Origin of the sequence: Roseofilum reptotaenium CS-1145 (assembly GCF_028330985.1) — a bacterium.
In the GTDB taxonomy this organism is placed as follows: Bacteria; Cyanobacteriota; Cyanobacteriia; order Cyanobacteriales; family Desertifilaceae; genus Roseofilum; species Roseofilum reptotaenium.
In genome coordinates this window covers 49,215-59,629 of sequence record NZ_JAQMUE010000109.1, presented here as the reverse complement: position 1 = coordinate 59,629, position 10,415 = coordinate 49,215, and the positions used below count along the sequence as shown (strand labels likewise).

Annotated in this window: 10 protein-coding genes and 1 pseudogene; 5 read left to right on the top strand and 6 right to left on the bottom strand. The window is 45.2% G+C overall.

Annotation, left to right across the window (positions count from 1 at the left end):
* Positions 1-191: 191 nt before the first annotated feature.
* Entirely contained in the window at positions 192-1,535 is a 1,344-nt protein-coding gene (locus PN466_RS24465) for an LCP family protein (RefSeq protein WP_271944984.1), read from the bottom strand.
* Between the two features lie 37 nt (positions 1,536-1,572).
* Here PN466_RS24465 and PN466_RS24460 point away from each other — a divergent pair, with 37 nt between their 5' ends.
* Complete coding sequence (locus tag PN466_RS24460) at positions 1,573-1,719, top strand: hypothetical protein (protein WP_271944982.1); 147 nt, start codon at positions 1,573-1,575, stop codon at positions 1,717-1,719.
* Entirely contained in the window at positions 1,716-2,675 is a 960-nt protein-coding gene (locus PN466_RS26100) for a Panacea domain-containing protein (protein ID WP_271944979.1), read from the top strand. The genes PN466_RS24460 and PN466_RS26100 overlap by 4 nt, the downstream gene beginning before the upstream one ends.
* A 29-nt stretch (positions 2,676-2,704) precedes the next feature.
* Here the strand turns inward: PN466_RS26100 and PN466_RS24450 are convergent, their stop codons facing one another.
* The gene (locus PN466_RS24450; protein ID WP_271944976.1) at positions 2,705-3,295 is read right to left on the bottom strand and encodes a Uma2 family endonuclease; all 591 of its coding nucleotides are present in this window, start codon (positions 3,293-3,295) and stop codon (positions 2,705-2,707) included.
* A 99-nt stretch (positions 3,296-3,394) separates the two neighbouring features.
* On the opposite strand from PN466_RS24450, the pseudogene PN466_RS24445 reads away from it, so the two are divergent.
* The 3 genes and pseudogenes from PN466_RS24445 (at position 3,395) to PN466_RS24435 (ending at position 6,944) form a co-directional block, all read left to right on the top strand.
* Positions 3,395-4,003, top strand: a pseudogene (locus tag PN466_RS24445) (Uma2 family endonuclease).
* 193 nt (positions 4,004-4,196) lie between these two features.
* Positions 4,197-5,258, top strand: coding sequence for a mannose-1-phosphate guanylyltransferase (locus PN466_RS24440; RefSeq protein WP_271944975.1), 1,062 nt, complete (start codon positions 4,197-4,199; stop codon positions 5,256-5,258).
* Between the two features lie 30 nt (positions 5,259-5,288).
* Positions 5,289-6,944: an ABC1 kinase family protein gene (locus tag PN466_RS24435; protein WP_271944972.1), complete on the top strand. Its 1,656-nt coding sequence runs from the start codon at positions 5,289-5,291 to the stop codon at positions 6,942-6,944.
* 10 nt (positions 6,945-6,954) lie between these two features.
* Here PN466_RS24435 and PN466_RS24430 read toward each other — a convergent pair whose 3' ends face one another.
* From PN466_RS24430 to PN466_RS24415, 4 genes are all read right to left on the bottom strand, one after another.
* Positions 6,955-7,824, bottom strand: a complete 870-nt coding sequence (locus tag PN466_RS24430) for a 3'(2'),5'-bisphosphate nucleotidase CysQ family protein (RefSeq protein ID WP_271944970.1) — start codon at positions 7,822-7,824, stop codon at positions 6,955-6,957.
* Positions 7,825-7,897: 73 nt separating this feature from the next.
* Positions 7,898-8,251, bottom strand: coding sequence for a DUF1257 domain-containing protein (locus tag PN466_RS24425; RefSeq protein WP_271944967.1), 354 nt, complete (start codon positions 8,249-8,251; stop codon positions 7,898-7,900).
* Positions 8,252-8,406: 155 nt separating this feature from the next.
* A complete protein-coding gene (gene ycf46 / locus PN466_RS24420; protein WP_271944964.1) occupies positions 8,407-9,909 on the bottom strand; it encodes a stress-responsive protein Ycf46 in 1,503 nt (500 codons plus the stop codon).
* 144 nt (positions 9,910-10,053) lie between these two features.
* Complete coding sequence (locus tag PN466_RS24415; protein WP_271944963.1) at positions 10,054-10,404, bottom strand: hypothetical protein; 351 nt, start codon at positions 10,402-10,404, stop codon at positions 10,054-10,056.
* Positions 10,405-10,415 lie beyond the last annotated feature (11 nt).

Genomic DNA, 10,415 nt, shown 5'->3' with positions numbered 1-10,415 from the left:
GCGTTACGCTGGCGTAACGCACCCTACTGGACTGTTTTATCTAAAATAGTGCTTTGTTTTTAGTAAGCACGAAGAGTGCTTAAAAGCCTAGCTGGAGAGGGCTTTAGCCCTCACTACAAACAAAATCTAATGCATCAAATTAGATGAAACAATCCACTACTGCCTTGACTGGAGGTAGCAAGCGCTTTAATCTAAGGATTGGGGGGAAATTCAGATAACCAATCCTCTCCAATTCTTAGGGTTAGATCCGAGCTTAGATCTCCGGTAGACATGGCTTCTAGCGTGCCAATTCCCAACTCTTCTAATAGGATTTCTCCGCCTTTAATATCTCCTTTTTGGACAACAACTTGAGTGGTTTTTAGGGGGTGAGGCCAATCAGGAATGAAATAGAGGTCATAATAGCCTTTCGATTCTAAATAATCGGCAACCTGATTGGCTAATTCAGGTTGAGTAGTGGCATTTTGAATGGCAATTCTGAGAGATATGGGGTCTCGCCCCATGGAAACACTATAATCGGGAGTATCCCAAACATTTCCCTGCCAAAATTGCTGGAAATATTCTCGGAGAATGCGATCGCGGCCATCGTCGTCCATAATCCAATAACTGGTATTCTCGAAAGGCGAGAATTGGGAAGAACCGGGGAGCATGACCATTTTCAGAGCCTCGTTGTCCATATCCAGGGTAAACTGCATCAGGGCAATTCTTTCTTCTGGACTCAAGTTGGTATCGATATAGGGTTCCATTGTTCTCAGCACTTGTGCAAGCCGGGGAATGACTACGGGATTTTTGAGGCGTTGCTGGATGGCTTTGAGGAGTAATTGTTGACGTTGCACCCGACCAATATCACCGAGTGCATCCCCCCGAAAACGGACAAAATCCTCTGCTTGCTGACCATTGAGGGTTTGCCATCCAGGAAGGAGTTCAATGGTTAAGCCCTGGGTATAATCGATGTAGGACATGGGCTTAGGAACATAAACCTCTAGTCCTCCCAGGCGATCGACTAATTCAGTTAAAGCTCCTCTTTGAATGCGAATGTAGCGATCGATCTGAATTCCCTTAAGCAGGTCTTCAATTGCATCAATAGTGACCTCTGGACCGCCTAAAAAGTTGACTTCATTGATTTTGCGCTCTCCCAGTTGGGGAACTTGCACTTGGGTATCCCTGGGAATGGAGAGCAGGTTAATGGTTTGGGTTTTGGGATCAATACGCAAGAGCAAGATCGTATCGCTGCGACCCCTAAAACCAGGACTCGATCCGCGATCAACTCCCATGATCAACAGATTCATCGATCGCCTGAGACGATATTGAAAAGGATACCCCAAATTCACCAGAGGCGCTTGCTCTTGGGGTTCCTCTTGCACCATTGTAATCAGTTGTTTGGGGACTAGCAAAGCGGCGATCGCCCCCAATGTGGCGGAAATCAGTGTGGTGATAATAATCACATAACACCAGAATAACACCTGATTGGCTTGGATTACCCTAGAGCCACGATCCCATGAATCTTTGCGAGAAGAATAGTCAATCAGTCCAGACAAGTTCGTGAACCTATACAATCAACGATCAAAGGCTATTGTGACATACAGCTACACCGACTCAGAATATCGTTATAAATTCTCTCAAAAGAGCAACCCGGCGATCGCCTGCCCCTCGCCATTGAATCTGCTGGCGGTATATAATAGCGATCATATTATTATTGCTCACCTCCATATTGAAACATGACCAGCCTATCTCAAAAAGCTACTGAAGAACTATTCAAGCGAGTTTGTCAAAGATATTTTGCTCTAGGTAAAGACTCCAGCTCTGAGGAAACCAAAGATGACCCAAAACAATTAGAAAAAATTGCTAGAGATTTTATTCGCATTGAAAAATGGTTGCCTGACCATTCTCAGTGTAAATTTAAATGCCTTTATTTTTTAGGCACAATTAGATTTAATCAGCAGAAGTATGATGCCTCTTATAAATGGTTGACTAAGGCTAAGGAAGTTGCGCCAGAGAAAGCCTACTATTTTATGGATATGTATGCCGGATGTTGCTCTATACTTTTACGCCGTAAGAACAGATATGTAGACGCTGAAAATAAAGTTTTCCAGTGCTTTATGGAAGGAATGCAAGGTGCTTACGAGCAGTACGACTTAGAAACGCTCGAACGCCTCAAAGAAAAATATGAATTTTATTTTGAAGAAGAATGGCCATTTAAAGAAAAAACTTTATCTTGTATTGATATTGCAGACAATCTAATCTATTTAGCTAACCAAAAGAATTACTTTGTCAATAATAGTAAAATCCAAAAACTGGTTTACTATGCTCAAGCTTGGTATTTGGGAATCCACAAAATCCCCCTCTTTAAAGAGGATTTTGAAGCTTGGACAAATGGGCCAGTTATTCCGGTATTATACGAGGAATATAAGAAATTTGAATGGCAGCCAATTGTAAAAAAAACACCACATGAAATCCCTAGAGTAGTCATGGATTTTTTGGATATAGTGACCAAAAAATATTTAATTTTTGATTGCTATGAGTTAGAACAAATGATTCGTAAAGAACCTCCCTGGGATTTAGCCAGAGGAGATCTACTATGGGATGCACCATCCAACGCCATTATTAAGAAAGAATGGATTAAAGAGTATTATATATCTCGTGTAGAGAGCTGGAAAGATGATGAATCCAATAATTAATATCCAGTCCCCTTAAACCGCTATTCCTTCTATTCGAAATCCCTTTGAAAATCAACTTTATCATACAAATCTACTAGGGAAATTTCGCCAGGAATGCTATTCAACTGGATGAGAGATTCTGGCTGGTTGTATTCTGATAACACCCATTGATTGGATTCAGTGCGATAATAGCACTCCACATGCATCGTATATTGATCGATTAACAGATATTCTTGTAAGCTGGGAATTGTGCGATAGGCTTGGAATTTTTGGCCGCGATCGTATCCCTGGGTAGACTTCGATAAAACTTCTGCAATTAGGATAGGATTGGTAAGGGTATCTTTACGTCCTTCTTGCAATTGCAATTCTCCCTGAACAACCATCACATCAGGGTAAGTATAGATCCGTTTTTCGGGAATCCACAATCGCTGATCGGTGACAAAGACAAAGTAGGGTTGACGTTTGAGACAAAAATGCAGGGTTGCCCCCAAACTTAGGACAATTGTGTTATGATTTGGCATTCCACCCGTCATTAGAATAATCTCCCCATCAATATATTCATGGCGTTCATCACTGTTAACTTCTTGCTCTAGATACTCTTCGGGAGTATAGGTTTTAGTTTTTTCTGCTTGTATCACCATAGGGGTAAAACCTCTGATATTTGGAGCAATTGTTGTGAGCTTATTTCTAGAGTATAGTTAAAATAGAAGTGCAATGAAAGCAGCGTAAGGTAAATTCTGATGGTACAGGCTCCTTCCCAACCTAAACCGCTTCTACTCCAATTACCTGACCAGCTACTGCTCCAGGTGACACGGGAACAGTTTGTGGCATTGGTTAGCGCCAATCGCGATCTTAGACTTGAACGCACTACTACAGGAGAACTGATTGTGAATCCACCCACAGGGGGCGAAACCGGTAAACGAAATGCGAAAATCGGCACTCAGCTCGGTATTTGGGGTGAAGCGAATCAGAAATTAGGGGAATACTTTGACTCATCAACCGGATTTGAGTTGCCCAATGGAGCGAACAGATCCCCGGATGCCTCTTGGGTAAGCAAAGATAAATGGGAAGCGCTGACTCCTGAACAGAGGGAAGGCTTTATTCCCCTATGTCCTGACTTTGTTGTAGAGTTGCGCTCTAAGACGGATAGCCTGAAAGATCTGCGGACTAAGATGCAGGAATATCTAGATAATGGCACTCAGTTAGGATAGCTGATCGATCCGAAGAATAAGCGAGTAGAAATTTATCGGGCGGATCGAGTGGTGGAAGTGGTGGAAAATGCGATCGCTTTATCGGGAGAAGGGGTTTTACCCTCCTTTACACTTTCAATGGAACGAATTTGGTCTTAGGTATCGAGCATTTGCTAGGGGGCCGCTAGAAACTCGGTTTCTTTGCACTTCTCGCACCCACCAGATAAATTTTCCATACAATAATTTACTACACAAACTAATATTTCATCATTGTTAATTGTTAATTATTAATTGTTAATTGAATGCTACGATAGCCACAGTTGAACCTTGCAACCTTAAGGAGTTCTGCACCATGTCTCATACCGTTGTGCCTGTGATTTTAGCTGGGGGAAAAGGAGAGCGCTTTTGGCCCCTGAGTCGCAAACATCGGCCCAAGCAGTTTTTGAGCTTAGATGGAACCGGTTCGAGTCTGTTGCAGACCACTGCCGATCGCCTGGTTCAACTGGCTCCAGGTTGGGATAAACTATGGATCTGCACCTCTAGCCAACTGGCGGCTGGAGTCCAAGAGCAGTTACCCCAACTACCTCCAGAGAACCTCCTCGCAGAACCTGAAGGTCGGGATACCGCACCAGCCGTGGCTTGGACAACCCTCGAAATTGCCCAGCGCTATGGTGAAGATGCCGTCATTGGATTTTTCCCCGCAGATCATTGGATTGGAGATTATCCCGCCTTTGAGAAAACTATTCAAGCAGCCGTAGAATTGGCGGCTACAGAAGAAGCCATTGTTACCCTGGGTATTAAGCCCGCTTACCCTTCCACCGGCTACGGCTATATTGAACAGGGAGAACCCAAGGGTAGCTATCTGGATTTACCCGTGTATCGGGTGCAACGCTTCACGGAAAAACCCGACCTCACCACGGCTGAACAATTTATCGCCCAGGGTAACTTTAGCTGGAATAGCGGCATGTTCATCTTCCGCGCTGGGGTTGTGTTGCAAGAACTCGCCACCCATGCCCCAGAAATTCTCACCCCTCTGCAAAACCAGGGTAAAGCGGCTTATAGCCAGTTACCGAAAATTTCCATCGACTATGCCTTAATGGAGAAAACCCAACTCGCCTATATTTTACCGGCTGATTTTGGCTGGGATGACCTGGGAGACTGGAATGCCATGGCTCGTCTATTGCAAGGAGAGCAGCCGAATTTAGAGTTGGGCAACCATGTCAGCTTGGATACCCAAGGGGCGATCGTGTACGATCGCGATCCAGAGGGTTTAGTCGTGACGATTGGTTTAGAAGATATCGTTATTGTCCGTGATGGGAATGCCACCTTAATCGTCAAAAAAGAGCGCACCCAAGACATTAAAAAAGTGCTGGGACTGCTCAAAGAAAATCCCAAATATCAGAATTTGCTTTAAAACTAAGACAGTATCCCAATTAATCCCACCATGTTTGCACTCACCAAGACCAGTTCGCGCCAGCGGGAAATCTTAGAAGTCGTCTTCCGCAACGGTTGGGATTACATCGAAGGCTTGCTCAAAGGGGATCAACCCGGTGAACCTAAGTTACCTTCTCCCACCGTATTACGCAATATTCTGGTTGATTTAGGGCCCGTATTTGTCAAATTAGGACAACTGCTCAGTACCCGACCTGATTTACTACCGGGTCGTTATATTACGGCTCTGTCGGATCTGCAAGCCAATGTTCCTGCGGTTCCTTGGTCAGATGTGGAGGCCCAACTGCGGCAAAGTTTACCCGTTCCCTTAGAAGAAGCCTTCCCTCAAATTGAGCCAGGGGCGATCGCCGCCGGTTCCCTCGGCCAAGTCCATCGTGCTACCCTCAACACGGGGCAAGAAGTGGCATTAAAAATCCAACGCCCTGGTATTAGTCGCATTGTCGAGCAAGACATTACCCTCATTAAAGGATTAGCCGAACTGGCCTCACTGAGCGATTTTGGGCAAGACTATGATTTAGTCGCCCTCGCTGACGAATTTACCAAATCCTTGCGTGATGAATTGGACTTCACCAAAGAAGGCCATTTCACCACACAAATGCAAGAAAATTTATCTGCCAGTCGCTGGTTTGACCCCAAACAACTTGTTATTCCCCAAGTCTACTGGGACTATACCAGCGAAAAACTCCTAGTTTTAGAATGGTTAGAAGGCAAACCCCTCCTTTCAGCCGACTTAACCCCATTTGTCACTCCCACCCTATCGCTCGAGCAAAAACGAGATCAGGTCACCACCCTCCTCTTCCGGGCCTTTTTCCAACAAATTTATATTAACGGCTTCTTTCATGCCGATCCTCATCCTGGCAATATTTTCTTGCTCAATGATGGAAGAGTGGCCCTGTTAGACTGTGGCATGATTGGACGCTTAGATCCACGGACTCAACAAATTCTAACTGAAATGTTGCTGGCGATCGTGGATATTGATGCTCAACGTTGCGCCCAACTCACCTTAGATTTAGCCGAATCTAATCAACCCGTTAATCTTAGTCGTTTAGAAGCCGACTATACACGGATGCTTCGCAAATACTATAACGTTAATTTGAATGAAATTAACTTTAGTGAAGTCTTCTACGAAATTCTCGAAGTTGCCCGCAAAAACAAAATTCGTCTACCCGGTAACATGGGACTCTATGCCAAATCTTTAGCCAACTTAGAAGGAGTCGCCAGAGGCTTTAATCCCCAAATTAATTTACTCGATCAAATTAAACCTCTGATTACCGATATTTTCCAGCGCCAATTGCTCGGAGATAAACCCATTCAAACCTTACTCAGAACTGCTCTCGATTTCAAAAGTCTCTCCTTACAATCCCCTCGTTTAATTGAATTATTTCTCGACCGCTTAACCTCAGAAACCCTGAATTGGAATATTCAGGTTAAAGATCTAGAGCGACTTCGGCGCAGTATTGACGACTCCGCTAACCGCCTCTCCTTTAGCATTCTCGTTGGTTCCCTGATTATGGGAGCAGCCATTATTTCCAGTAATGCCCAAAGTCCCCAACTCTCTTTACTCAGCGCTGTCTTATTTGGAGCCGCCAGCTTTATTGGATTATGGCTTGTCGTTAGTATATTGCGATCGGGACGATTGCGCTCTTAAGGAACCAGGATTAGCTGGTGGAGATTGCCCCTTGAACTGAATACACCGCTTTCTGTAATCCTGGCAGAAGGGCCTCAACATATTCTGGCCAACCAATAACAATCATTTGCTCGTGGGCTAGGGTATCAGGATGAATGGCATTGGGGCTAAACTCTAAGGGTTGACCCTCTAGATCGCAACAAATTAATCCCGCCCTCTGAGCTAAGGCGATGGGGCCGACAGTATCCCAGAGTTTTACCCGACGATTGAAGTAAAAATACAGGCCAACCCGGCCAAAAATCACCTCTAAGACCTTCAAGCCAAAGCTGCCTAAAGAGTAAAACTGAATGTGGGGAACAAACTGAGTTAGGGCTTGGCCATACCTTTTCCGGTCTTGAAAGCCAATTTGCACCGGACAGAATGATGCAGAGGGACAGGAAGGCATTTGGGGTATGATGGCTTTGGGGAGTTCTTGAGAACGAATTTCAAATAAACCCCAATCCTGGCCTCCATAATATAATCTTGCCCGTGCAGGAGCATAAATCCAACCAGCGATCGGTTGATAATCTCGCAACAACCCTACCATCACCGCATAATCTTGACGACCATTGACTAATCCTTCTGTACCATCTAAGGGGTCAATACACCATAATTGTTCATACCCTTGATGGAATAAGCGTCTTGATGCTTCGTTTTCCTCGGTAATAATGCCATCTTGGGGAAACATACCGCCAAAAACTTGAGACAGCTTCCGGTCTAAATAGCGATCGACATTGGTTACATAATCTCCTGGCCCTTTTTGATCGACCTCAAAAGACTCACTGAGCAATTCAATTTGTTGACCACACTCTTGTAATACTTGAGTGATTTTGGGATTAAACTCAGATGCAATCCGATCCATAGTTCTCTCGACATAAAAAAACGGGGTAACCAGCATTAGGTTAACCCGTTAACTTGGAAACGCGCTAGAGAAATTACTTTTGGACAACCAATTTCACGTTAGCGTTTTGCAGACCAGGACGCTTAACTTCGCTCAGGGTCTTGTTGACTGCATATTTTTGGTTGATGGAGTTGATCAACTCGGTTTGATTGTGCTTTTTCGCAACACCCCAGAGGTCAGCGATCAGGTCGAAAGAACCATCGGCATTACGAGACCAGCCGAGGTCATACTCGCCTTCGAGAACCGCAACGATGTCAGCACGAACCTGTTGGCCGTTGTATCCACGCACATTGGCTTCACTCTTAACGGAGATACCCAGGTCACGCAAGGAAGACTTGAGGATTTCAGCGTCGGTGATTTTGGTACGCAGGGTGCTAAAGTGAGACATTTGAGATTTCCTCCTAAGAAAACGTTGTTTGAGAGAAACGACAACTCATGGATTGAAACTATGCCGTTGAGCGCTGATGGCGATCTCTGGCGTTGGATGAACTAGCGAGGGATGCGCTAGTCTTTCCTCCTGTTGGGAGCAGGAGAGAAAGTCTGTTAGAACTCCAGTCGCTGATATTCAGCAACCGAAGCAGCAGCAGGCCGAGCACGTTGTCTTGCCCAATCTCTGAGGGCAGTGACCTGTTCTTGCATCGTCTTCGACAGGGGCAACGTGGCTTTCACAGCAGCAATGATGTCCAGTTGGGTAAATTCCCGATCCTGGGCGAAGGCTTCATACATCGCTGCAATCAGGGCCTGCTCAATTTCAGCTCCAGAAAAACCATCGCAGACTTTCGAGAGTTGCTCAATATCGAAGCGAGAAATATCTCGGCGACGTTTTTCTAGATGAATGGTGAAAATATCTTGACGCTCTTGTTCATTGGGTAAGTCAACAAAGAAGATTTCGTCAAAGCGACCTTTACGCAAGAATTCTCCCGGTAAGCGTTCCACACGGTTAGCGGTTGCCATCACAAACACTGGGGAGGTTTTTTCCTGCATCCAGGTGAGGAACGATCCGAAGATTCGGCTAGAGGTTCCGCCATCGGAGTCCGCCGAACCGGTTCCTCCAGCAAAGGCTTTGTCGAGTTCATCAATGAACAAGATAGCGGGGGAAATGGATTCAGCCGTTTTCAGGGCATTTCGGAGGTTCGCTTCTGAACGACCAACCATAGACCCATCGTAGACTCGACCCATATCCAGGCGCAGTAGGGGTAATCCCCACAGGCGAGAGGTCGTTTTAGCAATTAAGGATTTTCCACAACCGGGAACCCCTAAAATTAGCATTCCTTTGGGTTGGGGGAGTCCGTATTGTCTGGCTCGCTCAGTAAAGGCATTCGATCGCTGTTTGAGCCAGGCTTTAAGTTCTTCTAAACCCCCGACTGAATCAAGGGTTTCATCTTCTTCAATGTATTCGAGAATACCATTACGGCGAATTAACTGTTTTTTCTCAGATAGAACGATTTCTACCTCAGATTCCGTTAATCGACCAGCCGTTACTTGAGCTTTACGATAGACCTTTTCTGCTTCATCTAGGGTTAGTCCTAGGGCAGCTTTGAGGAGTTTTTCTCGCACATTGGTCTTGATCTTACTGGAACCAAGTTGGGCAGATAAGACTTGATTGAGAGCCTCTAAATCAGGTAGATCAAAGTCAAGAACAATAATTTCTTTTTCCAGTTCAATGGGAATTTCTTGCACAGGAGACATTAATATAATTGTCTTCTGGGTTCCTTTGAAGTTGGCGATCGCATCGCGTAACCACCGCACAATCGTTGGAGTGTAGAAGGAATGCAAGTCCTTAAAGATAAAGATTGCACCTTCTTTGGAAGGTTGGCGAATCACCCATTCGATCGCCGCTTCCGGTGACAACGTATTGTGCTGGGTTACGCTGCGAGGTTCTCCGTACTCAACCATTCCACGGGTGACTGTCCAAACGTAGAGTCGTCTTGGAGACTTGCCTTGTGCAAGGTTGGCTATGGATTGCTCTGCCCGCTCTTCCTCAGAGGTTACGAGGTAGATTAGGGGATATTGAGCTTTAATTAAAATACTAAGCTGCTCTCGCATAGCGATCGACCTACTTGCAACAGGGGGAATACCGGTTGGGGCTAGACTAATCTGATCAATACTAAGTGGATAACCCAGGGTTAAACGTTTAGCTTACAATCGGATTAGTCCGGCCATTTATGTCAGCATATGATCCGACAATATTTAGCACGGAACCAATTCTTCCTCGCCAGATTGAGAAATCTGGGGATCAAGGTTTGACACCCTCTCAACTGGCAGTTCCTCTTCAGACAGCACTGTGGGCTGATTCTTAAGAGCGACCAGTTCTCCATCTTGGATAACCACTGAACTCTCACATTCTGGACAGGTATGGATCTGATACGTTTTCCCGTAGGAATCGCTCATATTGTCCACGACCTCTGGATGTTCCAGGTAGAATGTAATTGCCCGTTCTACAATGGCTGACATCGGTTCTAAACCGATCGCCGCTTGTATTTTTAGCCGACGATGGAGTTCTGGGGGAATGTACAGCGTAACTTTTTGCTTGTCTTGCATATAGCTCTGGA